General features: G+C 70.8%; 9 protein-coding genes. 5 read left to right on the top strand and 4 right to left on the bottom strand.

What is annotated here, in order from left to right; all coding sequences use genetic code 11:
* The first annotated feature begins 971 nt into the window (after window positions 1–971).
* A complete protein-coding gene (guaA, locus tag AA75_RS19140) occupies window positions 972–2,558 on the top strand; it encodes a glutamine-hydrolyzing GMP synthase (RefSeq protein ID WP_033821324.1) in 1,587 nt (528 codons plus the stop codon).
* Window positions 2,559–2,716: 158 nt separating this feature from the next.
* Window positions 2,717–3,763: a Rieske 2Fe-2S domain-containing protein gene (locus tag AA75_RS54025; RefSeq protein ID WP_063794396.1), complete on the top strand. Its 1,047-nt coding sequence runs from the start codon at window positions 2,717–2,719 to the stop codon at window positions 3,761–3,763.
* 53 nt (window positions 3,764–3,816) lie between these two features.
* Here AA75_RS54025 and AA75_RS19130 read toward each other — a convergent pair whose 3' ends face one another.
* Together AA75_RS19130 and AA75_RS19125 are read right to left on the bottom strand one after the other, a co-directional pair.
* Window positions 3,817–4,059, bottom strand: a complete 243-nt coding sequence (locus AA75_RS19130; protein ID WP_033821323.1) for a hypothetical protein — start codon at window positions 4,057–4,059, stop codon at window positions 3,817–3,819.
* Window positions 4,056–5,564 (bottom strand): PspC domain-containing protein, encoded by a 1,509-nt coding sequence (locus AA75_RS19125; RefSeq protein WP_035980770.1) that lies wholly within the window; start codon window positions 5,562–5,564, stop codon window positions 4,056–4,058. The genes AA75_RS19130 and AA75_RS19125 overlap by 4 nt, the downstream gene beginning before the upstream one ends.
* Before the next feature lie 255 nt (window positions 5,565–5,819).
* Between AA75_RS19125 and AA75_RS19120 the strand changes: the two genes are divergently transcribed.
* Window positions 5,820–7,190 (top strand): ATP-binding protein, encoded by a 1,371-nt coding sequence (locus AA75_RS19120; protein WP_233289093.1) that lies wholly within the window; start codon window positions 5,820–5,822, stop codon window positions 7,188–7,190.
* Complete coding sequence (locus AA75_RS19115) at window positions 7,183–7,875, top strand: response regulator transcription factor (RefSeq protein WP_033821322.1); 693 nt, start codon at window positions 7,183–7,185, stop codon at window positions 7,873–7,875. Before AA75_RS19120 ends, AA75_RS19115 begins: the two co-directional genes overlap by 8 nt.
* A gap of 201 nt (window positions 7,876–8,076) precedes the next feature.
* Here the strand turns inward: AA75_RS19115 and AA75_RS19110 are convergent, their stop codons facing one another.
* Together AA75_RS19110 and AA75_RS52095 are read right to left on the bottom strand one after the other, a co-directional pair.
* Complete coding sequence (locus tag AA75_RS19110) at window positions 8,077–12,264, bottom strand: ricin-type beta-trefoil lectin domain protein (protein ID WP_233289092.1); 4,188 nt, start codon at window positions 12,262–12,264, stop codon at window positions 8,077–8,079.
* Between the two features lie 1,185 nt (window positions 12,265–13,449).
* Complete coding sequence (locus tag AA75_RS52095) at window positions 13,450–14,037, bottom strand: hypothetical protein (protein WP_233289091.1); 588 nt, start codon at window positions 14,035–14,037, stop codon at window positions 13,450–13,452.
* Here AA75_RS52095 and AA75_RS19105 point away from each other — a divergent pair.
* The coding region (locus AA75_RS19105) for an RHS repeat domain-containing protein (protein WP_233289090.1) at window positions 14,036–18,970 on the top strand (4,935 nt) is incomplete at its 3' end. The genes AA75_RS52095 and AA75_RS19105 overlap by 2 nt on opposite strands.

Raw genomic sequence — 18,970 nt, 5'->3', positions numbered from 1 at the left:
CGCACGAGGCGTCCCGGCGGCCCACCGGCGCCTGAGCCGGAGCACCCCGGCCGGACAGGGCAAAGGGCCCCGCGGGGGAACGGGGCCCTTTGTCGCTCAGCACACGGCGTCAGGGCGGCACCGGTGCTGGGTTGACGGCGCCGGGGGAAGAGCGCCGTCGGGTCGGATGGTTCGTGGGCGGCGCCGGCGCGCCTGCGCGGGTGGGCAGGGCGGGCGGCGCACGGGCGCGGGGCAGGGCCCGTCCTCACGGAGCGTGATCCGCGGACCGGTGCCGCCGCAGGGCGGACGAGGGCTGCGGGCCGCCGGCCCGCCACCGTCGTCCACGGTGTCCGGGCCAACCCCCACAACCAGCATCGTGCTGGACGGAGGCCTTACTGTGCAACCGATTCGACACAGTTCGGCACAGTCCAATTTCGGGCGGCACCGCGCGCCGGGGCCGCCGGGAGGCCGTCGTGCGGGGCCGGTGGGGCGGCCGGGGGACCGAGCCGTCGACTACTCTGCGTAGTAGTTGCAAGCAGGGGGCGCACAGGGGAGTGCGCCGGGGCGGATGAGCCGCCGAGAGGGCGGCGGGCGGCGCCGGGCGTCCCCGGGTACCGTTCCGCCGCCCCCTTGCCGGTCAGCCGTGGCCGGGTCGCTGTCCCCTGCTGTTCCGGCCACTGCACCGGCGTGCGGTCCCACGGCGGGCCGGGCCCGCCACGCGCGCCGGTGGACTGGAGATGAGTTCCACGCGTGGTCCTGCCGACCGTGCGGGCACCGCCGCACCTGGGAGGTGCGCCGCGCCCGGGCGGTCGTCGGGTGCAACGATCCGCCGGCCGCGGTGGTCACGGCGGGGCCCGGCGGCAAGCGGGTGAACCGGGAGCGTTCGGGCCGCCCGGTAGACTCGGGGGCATACCCCCGCCCGTCGCCGTCGCCACCCTGTCAGGGGCGTGTGGCGCGCGACACCTTCTGATACCCATGCCGGAAGGCCGTCCGTGTCATCTGCTCTTCCCGACCAGTCCGTTGCCGAGAACGACACCGTCCTGGTGGTCGACTTCGGCGCCCAGTACGCCCAGCTCATCGCCCGCCGGGTGCGTGAGGCCAGGGTCTACAGCGAGATCGTGCCGAGCACCATGCCGGTGGCCGAGATGCTCGCCAAGAACCCCAAGGCGATCATCCTGTCCGGCGGCCCTTCGTCGGTCTACGAAGAGGGTGCCCCGCGGCTCGACCGCGCGATCTTCGAGGCCGGGGTCCCGGTCTTCGGCATGTGCTACGGCTTCCAGCTGATGGCGATCACCCTCGGCGGCACCGTCGACAACAGCGGCGCCCGCGAGTACGGCCGCACCCCGCTGCACGTCAGCCGCAGCGGCTCGACCCTCTTCGAGGGCACCCCCGCCGAGCAGTCGGTGTGGATGTCGCACGGCGACGCCTGCTCGGCCGCGCCCGAGGGCTTCACCGTCACCGCCTCCACCGACGTGGTCCCGGTCGCCGCCTTCGAGGACGACGAGCGCCGCCTGTACGGCGTCCAGTACCACCCCGAGGTGCTGCACTCCACGCACGGCCAGCAGATCCTGGAGCACTTCCTGTACCGCGGCGCGGGCATCGCGCCGAGCTGGACCACCGTCAACGTGGTCGACGAGCAGGTCTCGCTGATCCGCGAGCAGGTCGGCGACAAGCGCGCCATCTGCGGCCTGTCCGGCGGGGTGGACTCCGCGGTCGCCGCGGCCCTGGTGCAGCGCGCCATCGGTGACCGGCTGACCTGCGTGTACGTCGACCACGGTCTGATGCGCAAGGGCGAGACCGAGCAGGTCGAGAAGGACTTCGTGGCCGCGACCGGCGTCAAGCTCAAGGTCGTGGACGCCGAGGAGCGCTTCCTGGACGCGCTGAAGGGCGTCAGCGACCCGGAGGAGAAGCGCAAGATCATCGGCCGGGAGTTCATCCGGGTCTTCGAGCAGGCCCAGGCCGAGATCATCGCCGACGAGGGCCCCGCGGTGGAGTTCCTGGTCCAGGGCACCCTGTACCCGGACGTGGTGGAGTCCGGCGGCGGCACCGGCACCGCCAACATCAAGTCCCACCACAACGTCGGCGGCCTGCCCGAGGACCTCGAGTTCCAGCTCGTCGAGCCGCTGCGCAAGCTGTTCAAGGACGAGGTCCGGATGGTCGGCCAGGAGCTCGGCCTGCCGGAGGAGATCGTCCAGCGCCAGCCGTTCCCCGGCCCGGGCCTCGGCATCCGGATCGTCGGCGAGGTCACCAAGGAGCGCCTGGACCTGCTGCGCGACGCCGACGCCATCGCCCGCGAGGAGCTCACCCTGGCCGGCCTGGACCGCGAGATCTGGCAGTGCCCGGTGGTGCTGCTGGCCGATGTCCGCAGCGTCGGCGTGCAGGGCGACGGCCGCACCTACGGCCACCCGATCGTGCTGCGCCCGGTCTCCTCCGAGGACGCCATGACCGCGGACTGGTCGCGCCTGCCGTACGAGGTGCTGGCCAAGATCTCGACCCGGATCACCAACGAGGTCAAGGACGTCAACCGGGTGGTGCTGGACTGCACCAGCAAGCCCCCGGGCACCATCGAGTGGGAGTAATCTCCCGCTGAGCTGAACGGCCGCGCCGCTGCTTCCGTACGTATGGGAGTGGCGGCGCGGCCGTCTGTCGAGGGGCCTGCCGCGGAACACGTGCAACAGCGGGCAGAATCGGACCGAACCTGTCAGTAGTTGGCGGGAAATGAGCGAGAGGCATCGGCATGACGGCGGGGCATGGCGGACCGGAACAGTCGGGCAGACCGGCACAGCTGACCCGGTGGAAGGAGGCCGGCACACGCTACGCGACGCTGCCACTGCGCCTCTTCCTGGGCGTGACCTTCGTGTACGCGGCCTTCGACAAGCTCTCCGACGCCCACTACCTGGCGGGCGCGGGCGATCCGGCCTCGTTCCTGGCGCAGACCGAGGCCGTCCGGGCCGCCAGCCCGATCGGCTGGGCGCTCGGCCCCGCCGTGCACGCGCCCACCGTCTTCGCGCTGCTGATCGCCTTCGGTGAGCTGGCCGTCGGCCTCGGCACGCTGGCCGGCCTCTGGGGGCGGCTCGCCGCGGCCGGCGGCGCGCTGATCAGCCTGACCCTCTGGCTCACCGTCAGCTGGAACGTCTCGCCGTACTACTACGGCAACGACCTCGCCTACCTGATGGCCTGGACCCCGCTGGTGCTGGCCGGCACCCCGCTCTTCTCGATCGACGGCTACCTCGCCGCCCGGGCCCGCCGCGACCGCGCCCGCGGCCTGGACGAGAACGCCGTCCGCCGCCGGGCACTGCTGGACGGCGGGATCGCCGCCGTCGCGATCGGCGGCGCCGGACTGCTGTCGGGTTCGCTCACCGCGACTTTCGGCCGCGACCGCAAGCCCGTCCCCTCCGCCACCCCGGTCCAGAGCCCCGGGGCCGCCACCGGCGCGCCGGGCGGTGCCACGGCTCCCGGCTCCGGTTCGGGTGCCAAGGTCACCGTCGCCGCCGCGGCCGTCCCGGTCGGTGGCTCGGCCCAGGTCAAGGACCCGGCCAGCGGCGACGCGGTCTACATCGTGCAGCCCTCCGCCGGGCAGTACTGCGGCTTCTCCTCGGTCTGCACCCACTCCGGCTGCGCCGTCGACGCCCCCAAGAACGGGCAGATGTACTGCCCCTGCCACGGCTCGCGGTTCAACGCCGCCACCGGCGCCGTGGTCAACGGCCCGGCCACCAAGCCGCTGCCGAAGTACAGCGTCACCAAGAACGGCGACCAGCTGGAGCTCGGCCCCGTCCAGAGCTGAGCGCGACGCGAGCGGGGACGGGCGGCCGACCGGCCGCCCGTCCCCGCTCGCGTTCACCGCTCCGGGTCCGGCGGTGGCGGCGGCGCCACCGGCGGCCGCTGCGGCCGCCCGCGCCGCGCCATCGCCGCCACCGCGCCGACCAGCCCCGCAACCCCGAGCACGATGAAGGTCACCGGGACGACGATCCGCCCGTCCACCGCGTCGTTGTTCAGCGAGGACACCAGGTAGACCACCGCGACCACGGTGAACAGCGCCCCCGAGATCAGTGAGAACGGATCGAGCCGGTGCTTCCTCATCCCTGGACCACCTTCATGTCACCCACACCCAGGACCAGTTTCAAATCCAGCGTGCCCTTCGAGGCCCGACCGCCGACCGGGTGCAGCTCGAGCTCCCGGCCGTTGTCCCCGCCCGACAGGTGCTCGTCGTCCGGCAGCCGGACGTCGCCGATCAGATTGCTCACCCGCAGCCGGACGTCGACGTCCGGCGGCAGCAGCACCGTCAGGTGGCCCGCGCCGACCCGGACCGAACTCTCCAGCGTCGCCCCGGCCGGGTCCAGGCCGCGCAGGTCCAGGCCGGCGTCGCCCGCCCCGAGGGTGTACTGCGGCTGCAGCTCGGCCGCCGACGCCGGCGCCCACTCCCGGTCCCCGAAGGACGTCCGCACCCGGGCGTCGGTGGCCCCGACCCCGGCCAGCGCCACCGTCAGCAGCAGCGCCGGCACCACCAGCCCCTTGGCCCGGCCGAACTTCGCGCCCACCAGCATGGTCAGCCCGAGCACCAGCAGCGCCGCCGCCAGGACCGCCGACACCCGCGCCCCGTCGCCGTGGTCCTGCCCGGCCGCCCACACCGCGCCGCCCACCCCGACCGCCGCCACCAGGCCCAGCGGCCCGAGGAAGGACCGCGGCCGCCGGTCGCGCACCGCGGGCGCCCCGGCCGAGGGCCGGTCCGCCGGTGCCTTGCGCAGCGGATCACCCTCCGGCAGGTCCGCCCGCTGCCACCAGGGCCGCGCGGCGGCGCCCGGCGGGCCGCCCCGGCCCGGGCCCTGCCCGTACGGATTGCGCTCCGGATGGCGCGGGTCCCACAGGTAGCCGCTCGGCCCCGGCGGCGGGGTGTCGGCGGGCACCGTCCCGGCCGCCCTGGCGCGGGCGTGCTCCTCCCGGGCCGCCCGCCAGTGCTCCTGCATCAGGCCGCGGCGCTCGGCCCACTGCGCCTTGAAGTCCTCGGCCCCGAAGTTCTCGCCGAAGCGCCCCCGCCACCCCGCCGCGCCGAGCTGCCCGTCCGGGTCGTCCGGCCGGTCCTCCGGTCCGTCGTACGACCGGTCGTACGGGCCGCCGGGCCGGTCCGCCCGGCCCCGGCCCCTCGCCCGGCGACGGCGCTCCGGGTCGTAGCGGACCGCGAGGAACACCAGGCCGCCGAGCAGCATCAGCGGGAAGAGCTGGTCGCCGTCGCCCATCGAGGAGAAGAACACCCCGATGCCGATCACCGTCAGCAGCACCGCACCGACCGACTGCCCGTCGACCCGCCCGGTCAGCACCCGCTGCAACTCGGTGCGCCCGCTCCCGTCGGCGTCCGCCTCGCGCGGCACGATCAGCCAGGCCAGGCCGTACAGGAACAGCCCGAGTCCGCCGGTCAGGCAGAGCACCGCGACCACCACCCGGAACACCACCGGGTCGATGTCCAGATGCCGGCCGAGCCCGCCGCACACCCCGGCCACCACCCGGTGCCGGTCACTGCGGGTCAACGGGGGCCGCGGCGCGCCCTCCGGCGGGGCGTCGGCCGCCCCCGTGCTCTGCTCGTCCGTCATGGCCACCATCCTGCTGGCTCCGCCTCCCCGGCCCAAGCCCGGACGGCCCGGGCCCGACCCTGAACTCCCCCTGATACGGCACTCAGGGCCCTACCCTGATGCGCCCGCACCCGCGTACATGTGACCATTCGTGGCGTGGCAGCCCCCGGCACCGAACCCCAGCCCCCCGCGACCCCGTCCGCCGTTCCCGACGACCGGTCGACGACGGGCGCCGACCCGGCCGCGGCCGGCGCCGCGCCGCCGCCCTACCGCCGGCTGTACCGCAGCCCGCACGGGCGGATGCTCGGCGGCGTGGCGCACGGCCTCGCGGTCCACCTCGGCCTGCCGGTCACCTGGGTCCGGGTCGCCTTCGTCCTGCTGTTCTTCGCGCAGGGCATCGGGGTGCTGCTGTACGCCGCGTTCTGGTTCGTGGTGCCGATCGGCATCGGCGAACCCGCCCCCGGCAGCGCCACCCGCTGGATCTACCGGGACGGCGGCTTCGTCCGGGTCGGCGCCGACGAGCCGGGCGACAGCGCCGAGTTGACCAAGGGCCGCCGGCCCGGTCCGGGGCGGCTGCGCGACCTGCTCCAGCGCACCTTCCACGGCGAGCCCGCCGTCGGCGGCCCCGGTGAGGCGGCGGCGCCGGGCGCGACGGCCGACAACGGCGCCACCGGCCGCGGCGGCGTCGGCCAGCTGTTCGCGCTGCTGCTGCTGGTGGTCGGCATCATGGCGCTGCTCAGCGCCCTGCACATCCAGACCGCCAAGCCGTACGTCTGGCCGCTGCTGATCGTCGGCGTCGGCGTGGCGCTGGTCTGGCGGCAGGCCGACGACTCGCGCTGGCAGCGCTGGTTCGGGCTGGAGGAGGCCACCCGGCGGCGCGGCGCCTACACCCGGGTGGTCGGCGGTGTGCTGCTGGTGGTGGCCGGCATCATCGCCTTCCTGGTCCTCCAGGACAGCAGCTCCACCCTGGGGTCGGTGATCGAGGCCTCGCTCGCCGTCCTGGCCGGCGTCCTGGTGCTGGTCGGCCCGTACGCGCTGCGGCTGTGGCAGGACCTCGGCGCCGAGCGCACCGCCCGGATCCGGGCCCAGGAGCGTGCCGAGATCGCCGCGCACGTGCACGACTCCGTGCTGCACACCCTCACCCTGATCCAGCGCAACGCCGAGGACGCCAAGGAGGTGCTGCGGCTCGCCCGCGCCCAGGAACGCGAACTGCGGCTGTGGCTCTACCGTCCGGAGGCCGCCGCCGAGGACGCCCCCGACACCCTGGCCGAGCGGATCCGCCAGGTCGTCGCCGAGGTCGAGGACCGCCACGGCGTACCGGTCGAGCTGGTCTGCGTCGGCGACTGCGCGATGGATGAGAAGATCTCCGCGCAGATGCAGGCCGCGAGGGAAGCGATGGTCAACGCGGCCAAGTACGGTGGCGGGGGACCGGTCCAGGTGTACGCGGAAGTCGAGGGGCGGACGGTGTCCGTGTTCGTCCGCGACCACGGCCCCGGCTTCGACCCCGACACCGTGCCCGAGGACCGGATGGGCGTACGGGAGTCGATCATCGGCCGGATGAGGCGCAACGGGGGCACCGCCAAGGTGCGCCCGGCGCCGGACGGCGGCACCGAGGTCGAGCTGGAGATGGAGAGAGCAGATGTCTGAGGCCGAGGCCGTGGCAGCCGGACCGGAGCGGACCGCCCGGGTGGTGCTGGTGGACGACCACCGGATGTTCCGCACCGGGGTGCGGGCCGAGATCGGGCGTACCGAGCTCACCGGCATCGACGTGGTCGGCGAGGCCGACGACGTCGAGTCGGCCGTCCAGGTCGTCGCCGAGACCCGGCCGGACGTGGTCCTGCTCGACGTCCACCTGCCGGGCGGCGGCGGGGTCGAGGTGCTGCGGCGCTCGGCGCCGCTGATGGGGGACGCGGGCGGGGTGCGGTTCCTGGCGCTGTCGGTCTCCGACGCCGCCGACGACGTGATCGGCGTGATCCGCGGCGGCGCCCGCGGGTACGTCACCAAGACCATCACCGGCACCGACCTGGTCAACGCGATCTTCCGGATCGCCGACGGCGACGCGGTCTTCTCGCCCCGGCTGGCCGGCTTCGTCCTCGACGCCTTCGCCGCCACCGACACCCCGCCGGTCGACGAGGACCTCGACCGCCTCACCCAGCGCGAGCGCGAGGTGCTGCGGCTGATCGCCCGCGGCTACGCGTACAAGGAGATCGCCAAGCAGCTCTTCATCTCGGTGAAGACGGTGGAGAGCCACGTCTCGGCGGTCCTGCGCAAGCTCCAGCTCAGCAACCGCCACGAACTGACCCGCTGGGCGGCGGCCCGCCGGCTGGTCTGAGGGACGGCGAACGAGGAGTAGGGCCGTGGACTGAGCGGTCGGTCCGGCCCGGCTGCGGACGGAAACCTCTGCTAGGGCGTCCGCCGGGCCGGAGGACAGACAGAGGCCGGCCCTCGGACACGTTCGAGCTGTGTCCGAGGGCCGGCCGCCGGCTACCTGCGGGAGGCCCACATAGGGGCCCGGACAGACCGGTGCGTCAGGTCAGCCGAGCGGGCGGGTGAGCCAGCGCTGGGCGTTGGTGCCGTTGCAGTCCCAGAGCTGGAGCTGGTTCCCGTTGGCGACGTTGACGTTGGGGATGTCGAGGCAGCGGTTGGAGTTGGGGTTCAGAAGCGATCCGTCCGGGCGAATGTGCCACTTCTGGTGGGCGCCGCCGTTGCAGTCCCACAGCTCGATCTTGGTGCCGGCTGCGGTGCCGGCGGCCGTGGCCTCCATGCACTTGCCGTTGATCTGGACGGTGCCGTCCTGCTGGGCGGTCCACTGCTGGGCGGCAACGCCGACGCAGTCCCAGACCTGGATGACGGTGCCGTTGGTGGTGCTGTTGTTGTTGTCGTCGATGCACTTCGCCTTGGCGGCGTCGGAGACGATCGGCCCCGTCAGGCTGCCCGGGGTGATCGCGTAGTCGTTGATCACGACGTCGGCGATGCTGCCGCTGTAGAAGTTGTTGGCCCTGCTCTGGTACTTGTACCGGCCGAGCACGATCGAGCCGGCCGGGGCGAGCTTGGTCGAGTGGTAGCCGGTGGACGCGAGAGCGCCGTTGACGAACAGGGTCGTCTGGTTGGTGACGCTGTTGTAGCTGATCGTCAGCTCGGTCCACTCACCGACGCGGACGCGGGCCGCGGCATTGCGCAGGTTGGTCGTGTCGTACGGCCAGGCGCCGCTGTCCTCGACCGACATGCCCAGGTGCCAGTTGACGTAGCCGTCACCGAGGGTGGCGGGCCACACCATGAAACCGCTGTCCTGGGTGTTGTCCTGGCTGATCACCACACCATCGGTGAGCTGGTCGGCCTTGGTCCAGAGGGAGATCGAGAAGGACTTGGTGGTGTCGACCTTCAGGTTGTTGAAGTCGATCTCGCCGTCGGTGCCGTTGAACTTGGCGACGTTGGTGGCCTTGCCGTTGACGGTGTCGGCGCCGAAGGTGACGCCGCCCTTCACCGTGCCGGGGGTCTTGCCGTAGGCGTCCTGGGTGATTCCGCCGGAGCTGGTGGACAGAGCGATGCGGTCCACGGGCGCGCGGGTGTCGCCCTGATCGCTGGAGTTGGTGTCGAAGGAGGAGACCGGGGTGGCGGTGGTGCCGCCACTGGTCTTGCCGGTCCAGAACTGCAGGTGCTTGTTGGTGTCGATCGCCCAGAGGTCGGCGATGCCGTCCTTGGTGGCGTCGGCCGCGCCGATCTGCGGGTACTTGGCGACGGTGTAGGTGCCGATGGTACGGGCGGCCGCACCCTTGGGGTCGGCGAGGGCGCTCAGATCGAGCGTGCCCGAGCCGTCGGTCTTGACCTTGATGTCGTAGGCGCGGAGGGTGCCGTCGGCACGGTCGCGGGACCAGAGGGTGGGCTGAGCGGTGCCGCTGGCAGTGCCGGGGTTGATCAGGTCGAAGTTGGCCCAGTTGCCGGTGCCGGAGACCTTGACGGCCGCGGCGTCCAGGCTGTTGGTGGTGTCCGCGCGGTAGAGCCAGAGGTTTCCGTTCTCGACGGCGAGCAGGGAGGTCTGGTTCTTGCTGGCGATGCTGTCGGAGGAGCTGACCGGTGCCTTGAGGGCTCCGAGCGCCAGGATCTGGGTGGTCTTCGACCAGTCGCCGGTCCAACCGGCCGGCGCGGACGGGAGGGTGGCGCCGGTGACCGGGTCGGCCCAGGTGGTGGGCTTGGTCAGGACGCCGGCGTCCTTGAAGGTGCCGTCGCCCTTGTTCTGGTACAGGTAGAGGTTCTTCGCCATCTCGGCGGTCACGTTGGTCCACGCGAAGGCGTCGTCGACGCCCATCGAGCGCAGCGCGCCGCGGTGGGTGGTCTGGACGTTCTGCCAGCCGACCGGGACGGTGCCGTTCAGCGGGGAGAGGCCGAGCGGGGCGGCCTGGGCGATGGTCGGGTCGGTGTCGGCCGGCATCACGCGCAGGTTGCCGGCGCCGTCGGCCTGGAGCAGGTCGGCCCGGCCGTCACCGCTGAGGTCGCCGGGGACGGCAGCGCCGGTCACCGGGTCCCAGGGGGCGTAGAACGTGTAGGGGAACGGCTGGCTGTAGTTGCCGGCCACGTCCATGGACTGGGCGAACAGGATGTTCGTACCCCAGGTGGTGGGCGTGAAGTTGAAGGTGCCGGTGCTGCCCTTGATGACCCCGGCGTCGTTGCAGGACCAACCGGTGACCGGGGTCGGGTCGGTGGTCCAGCGGGTGCAGGCGACACCGGAGGCGGCCAGGCCGTTGGCCGGTGCCGGGTCGGTCGCGGTGACGGTGAAGGTGCCGGACTCGCGGACCTTCTTCTTCGGCACGACGTTCAGGGTGCCGCTGGCCGGGAAGTCGGTGGAGCTGATGGTGACGGCCGGCGCGGTCTTGTCGACGCGGAAGTAGCACCACGGGGTCTCGCCGGAGGTGAGCCACCCGTCGCTGACGTTGGCGGTCCAGCCGTAGCGGTGGCCGTCGGCGAGCCCGCCGACCGACACCGCCGCGTCGCCGTTGTAGCTGCCGATCGGACCGGTGTGCGGGGTCTGGCCGGCGTTGGAGTCGTTGTCGTCCCACATCCGGAACGTGGTGTCGAGGCCCGTGCCGATCGGGGACCAGCTGCTGGTGTGCAGGTAGATGTTCTGGTTGGCACCCACCCAGCCCGGCTGGTACCAGGCGGCTCCGCCCGGGGTCTGGCAGTCGTTGTGCGTGTCACCCATCACCGGGTCGGCGTTGTAGCCGGGGGTGGGGGTGGTACGCGGGTACCAGATGGTGGGCGTGATGTCGTAGTTGATCGCGATGTTGGGGTCGGCGCCCAGGTGGTGGCGGTAGAGCTTCTCGCCCTCGTTGTCCGGGGCGAAACCGACGGTCCAGTTGTTCCACCTGTTGTCCGCGGCGTGCTGCATCCACCACGTCACGTCGTAGTTCATGGTACCGGTGCCGGTGATCCAGTACGTGCCGACCTTGTTGCAGCCGTTCATGTTGCCGGTGCCGCAGGGCTGGTTGTTCCAGGTGGTGGTACCGGAGAACTGCGGGGTGTCGTACAGGTTGATCGGCGAGTTGGTGCCCGGGGCGGCCGCGCTGTTCACCGGCACGTACATGGTCGCGCTGGAGATGGTGGCGGTACCGCGGGAGCTGTCGGAGAAGAGCACCGACGGGATGCCGAGCTGGTAGTACGACCGGTAGCGACCGTAACCGGTGCAGTCGGAGTAGCCGCAGTAGCCGATGCCCAGGCTGCTGAGGGTGTTGACGTTGGCGGTGTCCTTGTGGTTCTCCTGCACCTGGGCGTTCACCTGGCGGGTCGCGTTGGCGCTGACCGTCGGGTCGAGGTACCAGGGGCCGGCGCCCTTGCCGAAGGTCGCCTGGTCCGGCGTCAGGTCGATGCCGGTCTCGGTGGCCTTGATCGCCATGGTGGAGACGGTCGCGCCGTCACCCGGGTCCTTGGCCGTGGACTTCTCAGTCGCGGACCTGCGCTCGACGGCGCCGGGGGCGGCGAACAGCGACTTCGGCGCGGCCTTGGCCGACTTCAGCTGCGGGGCCGGCGGGGCGACCTCCGCGGAGTCCCACTGGAACGGGGTGGGAGCGTGCATCCGCTCCTTGCCGTTCTCGTCGGTGATCGAGACGTTTCCGGCCTGGTCGTTGGCGACCTTGAGGCCCGCGGCCTTCACCGGGAAGTGCAGGGTCCTCAGACGCGGGTCGGCCGCGGCCGCGGCGGTCTTGACCACGATCACGTCGCGCCAACCACCGTCGGGCAGGGCGCTGACCTGGAGGTCCACGTCCGGCAGGACCGAGGCGTAGGTCGCCGTGGCGCCGTCCAGGGTCGGCTTGGGCAGCGCGAACGGCGCGCTGACCGACAGCTTCTTGCCGTCCGCAGTGGTGATGGTGGCCAGCGGGCCGGTGCCGCCGCCGGAGAGGGTCAGGCCCTGGGAGGTGACCGCCGGGGCGAGGGTGCCGTCCGAGCCGGTCCGCAGGGTGGTGTCGAGGTTCTTCCAGCCGCCGTCGCGCTTGGTGCGCACGTCCTGGGCGTGGGTGTTCGCCGTGACGGTGTGCCCGTCGGGGCTGGCGACGCTCTCACTGCTCTCGGTGGTCAGCGCGTCGATGGTGACGGGCTTCCCGGTGGCCTTCGCCTTCGCGAGCGCATCGTGGATCGCCTTGCCCGTCGCGCTGTCGGCCGGCTTCTGGTCGGCCTGGGCCGGGGCGGTGCTCCCGGACGGGGTCGGGGTCGGCGTCGCTGTGGCGGCCATGGTGACGGGCGACGACAGCACCGTGAGACCGATGGCCGTCGTCACGGCTATCGCGGCGCGGCCGAGCAGGCCCCTGCCGTTGGTTCTGCGTGACCGGGGAAGGCCACTCGAAGATGTTGCGGCGGACATGGAGATCCGGGGTTCCCTCCCACAGGCCTGCCTCTTTCACGCAGGCGTTCGGTCAGGAACGATGCAGTGTCGGTGATATGAGGGTCAAGCCGATACCTCGACTTGACCTGCCTTGCCCGATTAATGGTCGTTCGTACGGCGAAATGAGGGGTTCCGAATTGGGCGATTTCCGACCCTAAGGGTGGGACGCCCGCGTCCGATCGCTATGCCACGAAAGGTGGATCCATACCCTGTATGGAGAACTCATGATGTTCGGCGCCGCGAGGGTGGGTCGATTTTGGTGCCCATGACAATTGTCTCGCATTCTGGAATTTACCACGGCTGAATTTCCAACTGTGCTTGATGTGGCGGTAGTTGGTGGCGATCTTCAACTGGGATGGGAGTGTGCGATGCGCCACCGGGGCTACGATTTGGCTGCCGAGCCGGGTAGATGTCCCCTTGGCTGATGGGTTGTCATGCATTGCCCTTTTTAGTGGATTACTCATGCAAAACCCTGGCAAAAATCCTTGATCGCCCATAGTGGCGTGCGCTAACCGAGCTCTAGATTTCATGTCGCTCAGCGCACCTCTCCGTGTGCTGTCCGCATCTGACGTGCCGACGATCGTCGGGGCGTCATTTGTGCTGCGTTCTGAACCGATATGGGAGCTTGTTCGTGGGGGCTTGGTACGCGCGCTCCCCACTCTGGCGCTGGCTGATGGGCCGGTCGCGGGGCGTGGGGTTGTTGACGCTTCTGGCTGTGGTGATGTCGTTGTTGGCTGCTCCGTCCGCCGAGGCGTTGGCGGAGCGTCGGCCGCATCCGAAGGTGTGGACGCCGCCGAATACGGCGTTGAGTGAGACGAAGTCTGTTTCGGGGAAGGGGGATTCGCGGTCGGGTAAGGCCGATGCGAGTGTTCCGAAGGAGTGGAAGTCCTCGACGCGGCCGGGGGTGAAGGCCGGCTCGGCGACGGTGAAGTTGCCGAAGGTGTCGGGCGAGCAGCTCGCGGCGCGGAAGCTGTCCGGTGGGGCGGCCCCTTCGTCGGGTGGTCCGGCGGAGGTGAAGGCCGGTGATCTGCCGGTCTACCTGACCGATCTGGGGTCGGCGAAGAGCGGCGCGGATCCGGCGGAGCTGCCGTCCGTGAAGGTCTCGCTGGTCGACGAGTCGAAGGCCCGGGCGGCGGGCGAGTCGGGTCCGGTGGTGCGTCTGGAGAACGCGGCTCCTGCCGAGGCTCCCGCTGCGAAGTCGGGTCTGCCGGTGCAGGTGACGGTGGATGTCGCGGCGCTGGTGGGTGCCGGTACCTGGGCGGACCGTGCGCGGCTGGTGCAGCTGCCGGCCTGTGCGCTGGAGACGCCGGAGAAGGCGGAGTGCCAGCAGCGGACGCCGGTGGACTCCTCGGTGGACGCGCGGACCGGAAAGGTGACCGCCAAGGTCGAGCTCCCGGCCGCGTCGGGTGCGACGAACGCGGTCGCGAAGGACGGCGGTTCGGTGGTCCGGGCCGCGTTCGTGGAGTCGGCTTCGGCCGGTTCTTCGGGTGCGACGGTGTTGGCGGCGGAGGCGTCGTCGTCGGGTTCGATGGGTTCGTTCGCGGCGACGCCGATCTCGCCGTCGGCGCAGTGGAGTGCGGGGACGAACTCGGGGAACTTCACGTACTCGTACACCTTCGACATGCCGTCCGCCCTGGGTGGTGCGGCGCCGAGCGTGATGCTGGGCTACGACTCGTCCTCGGTGGACGGCCGGACGGCGTCGACCAACTCGCAGTCCTCGTGGCTGGGTGACGGCTGGGACTACTCGGCGGGTTCGATCTCGCGGTCGTACAAGCCGTGCATGAAGGCCGGCATCGACATGTCCGGTGACGAGTGCTGGGCGGGGCAGTCGCTGTCGCTGAACCTGGCCGGCCACTCGGGCACGGTGGTCAAGGACGACACCTCGGGCGTGCTGCGGCTGCAGGGTGACGACGGCACCCAGATCACGCCGCTGACCGGGCTGAACAACGGCGCCTGGAACGGTGAGGGCTTCAAGGTCACCACCACCGACGGCACCCAGTACTTCTTCGGCGCCAACCACCTGCCCGGTGGCGACGGCACCGACCCGGCGTCGAACTCGGTCAACACCGTGCCGGTGTACTCGCCGAAGTCCGGTGACCCCTGCTACAGCTCGGGCACCGGCCTGGCGTCCTGGTGCCAGATGGGCTGGCAGTGGAACCTCGACTACATCGTCGACCTGCACGGCAACCTGATCTCGTACAAGTACGCCAAGGAGGGCAACTACTACGCCCGCGGCGGTGGCCAGAACAACGGCACCGGCACCCTGACCGCGTACGACCGCTACTCGACGGTGGCGGAGATCGCCTACGGGCAGCAGCTCGCCGAGCAGGTCGCCGCGAAGGGCGCGCTCAAGCCCGCCGAGAAGATCTCGTTCACGACCTCGGAGCGGTGCTTCGCGTCGGGTTCGATCACCTGCACGGACGCGCAGCGCACGGTCGCGAACCAGTCGTTCTGGCCGGACACCCCGGTCGACCAGGCGTGTGCCTCGTCGGGAAAGTGCACCAACTACGGCCCGTCGTTCTGGACCTCCAAGCGCCTCACCAAGGTCGAGACCTCGATCACGGTCGGCGGCGCGGCGCGGGTGGTGGACACGTGGGCGCTGACCCAGGTCTTCTCGGACCCGGGTGACGGTACCTCGCCGACGCTGTGGCTGGCCTCGATCCAGCGCACCGGCTCCAACGGGCAGAGCGGTATCGCGCTGCCGGCGGTGACCTTCAAGGCGAAGCAGATGGCCAACCGGGTGGACGGGCTGGTGCCGGTGGCGCCGCAGTTCAACCGCCCGCGGATGGACGAGATCGTCACCGAGACCGGCGGCCGGATCAACATCGGCTACAAGCCGGTCGAGTGTTCCCGCACCGCCGGCACCATGCCGGCCTCGCCGGAGAGCAACACCATGGCGTGTTCGCCGGTGAAGTGGGTGCCGCCGGGCTCCGCGCCGGGCGCCAAGCCCGTCGACGACTGGTTCCACAAGATCCTGGTCTCCTCGGTCAGCGAGCAGTCGCTGGTCACCTCCGGCGTCGCGAAGATCACCGAGTACAGCTACGGGGGCGGTGCCGCCTGGCACCGCAACGACTCCGAGTTCGCCGACGACGACACCCGGACCTACGACAACTTCCGCGGCTACCAGACGGTCACCACGACCACCGGCAGCGGCTCGGACGGTCCGAGGACCAAGTCCGTCGCCACCTTCCTGCGCGGTATGGGCGGACAGGTCACCGACACCTGGGGTTCCAGCATCACCGATGCCGAGGAACTCGCCGGCTTCGTCCGCGAGACCCAGAACTTCGACTCGGACGCGGCGAACGCGAAGGTCGTCGGCGGTGAGCTGTCCACCCCGTGGATGTCCAGCATCACCGCCACCCACACCCAGCCCGGCAACCTGCCCAAGGTCACCGCGCGCTACCTCAACACCGGTCAGGTCAAGAACCGCTCCCTGCTGTCGGACGGCTCCTGGCGCACCACCGAACGCGACGTCAGCTACGACGAGGGCCACGCCGGACGCGTCGTCACCGTCGACGTCAAGGGCGACCTGGCGCACGTCGCCGAGCAGGAGCAGTGCACCACCACCACGTACGCGACCGGTGCCAACACGGCTCTCGTGGAGATGCCCTCCCGCATCCTGACGGTGGCGGGCGCCTGCTCCACGACGCCGTCCACCACGACCACGATCGCCGACACGCTGACCATTTACGACGGTCAGGCACTCGGGACGATCGGCACGGAGGCCAACCAGACCGAGACCCGGGTCCTCACCTCCTACAACGGTGACGGTTCGGCGAACTACAAGACGACGGTCAAGGCGGAGTTCGACAAGTACGGCCGCCAGACCGCCAGCACCGACCCCAACCGCACCGACACCGCCCACCCGGGTGGCGCGAAGACCTCCACGGTCTACGTTCCCGCCACCGGCGAACTCCCGGCCAGCCTGGAGGTCACCAACGCGCTCGGCTGGAAGTCCGTCACGACGGTCGACCCGGGCCGGGCCACACCGACCAAGGCCGTCGACGAGAACAACCACGTCACCGAGGAGGCCTACGACGCGCTCGGACGCCTGATCTCGGTCTGGCAGCCCGGCCGCGACAAGGCCACCCAGACGCCCAACCGGAAGTTCGCCTACGCGCTCAACGGCGCCAACGCGCCGTCCACGGTGACCAGCCAGAGCATCCGCGAGGACGGCTCCTACACCACCAGCATCGAGATCTACGACGGCCTCGGCCGGATCCGCCAGACCCAGGCCATGCCCGCCTACGGACAGGTCGGCCGGCTGATCTCCGAGGCGGAGTTCGACTCCCACGGCTGGCAGATCAAGGCCACCCCGTCCTACTTCAACAACTCTTCCGGGCCGGTCGCGACCGTCTTCCTGCCGCAGGATTCCCAGGTCCCCTCCCAGACCTGGAACGAGTACGACGGTCTGGGACGGGTGACCGCCGCCAAGAGCATGTCCTACGCCCAGGAGCAGTGGCGGACCACCGTCGCTTACCTCGGCGCCGACCGCACCGACACCACACCGCCCACCGGCGGCTACGGCTCCACCTCGATCACCGACGCCAGCGGTACGACGGTCGAGGTGCGGCAGTACAAGACCAATACGCCGACCGGCGCCTACGACGCCACCACCTACGGCCATGATGTCGCGGGTAAGCCGACCTGGCGCAAGGACAGCAGCAACCCGTCGCACCAGTGGACCTACTCCTACGACCTGCTCGGCCAGCTCACCGGCTCGACCGACCCGGATGCAGGCGCTTCCACCAGTGCATACGACCCCGCCGGTCATCTGGCCAGCACGACCGACGCTCGTGGTAGGTCGGTCAGCTTCACCTATGACCTGCTTGGTCGTAAGACCGGGCAGTTCGACGGCACCGACACGAACGACCTGACCAAGAAGACCGCGGCCTGGACCTACGATTCCAAGGCCAAGGGCAAGCCCGACTCCTCCACCCGCTACGTCGGCGGCACCGCCGGTGCGGCCTACACCAGCACCGTCACCGGCTACGACAGCGGCTACCGCCCCACCGGCAACTCGGTCACCATTCCCTCGGTCGAGAAGGAACTCGCCGGCACCTACACCTGGTCGAGCACCTACAGCCCGGTCCTCGGTCTGCCGAAGAAGCTGACCATGCCCGCCATCGGCGGCTTGGGCGCCGAGACGGTCGGCAACTCCTACGACGTCGACGGGAACTTCACCACCTCCAGCGGCTTGGACTACCTCGTCCAGGACATGCAGTACGACGTCTTCGGACGCCCGACCCGCACCACCATCGGCGAGTACGGCACCCAGGTCGTCTCCACCCAGCTCTACGACGCCGGGAGCGGCCGGGTCGTGCAGTCCACCCTGGACAAGCAGACCTCCACCACCACCCACGTCGACCTGCTCAACTACACCTACAACAAGGCCGGCTCGCTCACCTCCGTCAAGGACGTCCAGGACGGCACCGCGACGGACCTGCAGTGCTTCACCTACGACTACCTCGGCCGACTGAACGCGGCCTGGACCGACAAGGGCACCACCACCACTGCCCCCGCACCCTCCGTGCAGGGCATCGGCGGCTGCACCAACCCGGTCGAGCCCACCGCCGGCACCGCGACCTCTCGGATCGGCGGGCCGTCCCCGTACTGGCAGTCGTACACCTACGACCTGACCGGTAACCGCACCAAGTTCGTCCAGCACGACCCCACCGGCGTGACGACCAAGGACAAGACGGTCGACCAGACCTTCGCGACCGGTCCCAATGCCAAGACCACCGCCCCCAACACCGGTGGCGGCACCGGAGGCCCGCACGCCCTGCTCACCTCCAAGAGCACGGTGAACGGCACCAGCACCACCGCCAGCTACCAGTACGACGAGGTCGGCAACACGACCTCCATCACCGACACCGCAGGCACCAAGACCCTCACCTGGGACAACCAGGGCAAGATCTCCAAGATCCAGGACACCGGGAGCTCAGGGGACACCAGTTACCTCTACGACGCCAGTGGCAGTCAGCTGATCCGCCGGACCCCCGGCAAGGTCACGCTCAACATCGGCACCGACGAGGTCACCCTCGACACCAACACCCACGCCCTGTCCAACACCCGCTACTACGCGGCGCCCGGCGGCCTGACCGTCACCCGCACCACCGCCGCCGGCGGAGGCAAGCTCTACTACCAGGCGTCCGATCCCCACGGCACCAACGGCGTCCAGTTCGACGCTGCCACCCTCAGCACGACTCGCCGCCCCACCGACCCGTTCGGCAACGCCCGCGGAACCCAGCCCGCCCCCGGTGCCTGGGCCGGCGACAAGGGCTTCGTCGGCGGCACCCTCGAAGGCACCGGATTCACCAACCTCGGCGCCCGCCAGTACGACCCCAAGACGGGCCGCTTCCTCTCCGTCGACCCCATCTTCAACGAGAGCGACCCGCAGTCCTGGAACAGTTACGCCTACGCCAACAACAACCCCGTCGACCACTCCGATGCCTCGGGGACCTGCATCCCCGATGACAACGGCCGCTGCATGTCCGCAGCCGCTTGGTCCGCGTACTACGCCAAGCAGGACGGCGGCGGCGGCGGGGGCGGTGGC

The organism is Kitasatospora sp. MBT63 (assembly GCF_000710465.2).
Lineage (GTDB): Bacteria > Actinomycetota > Actinomycetes > Streptomycetales > Streptomycetaceae > Kitasatospora.
Note: the sequence above shows the minus strand (reverse complement) of the source record. Positions and strands in the feature narration are given on the sequence as shown.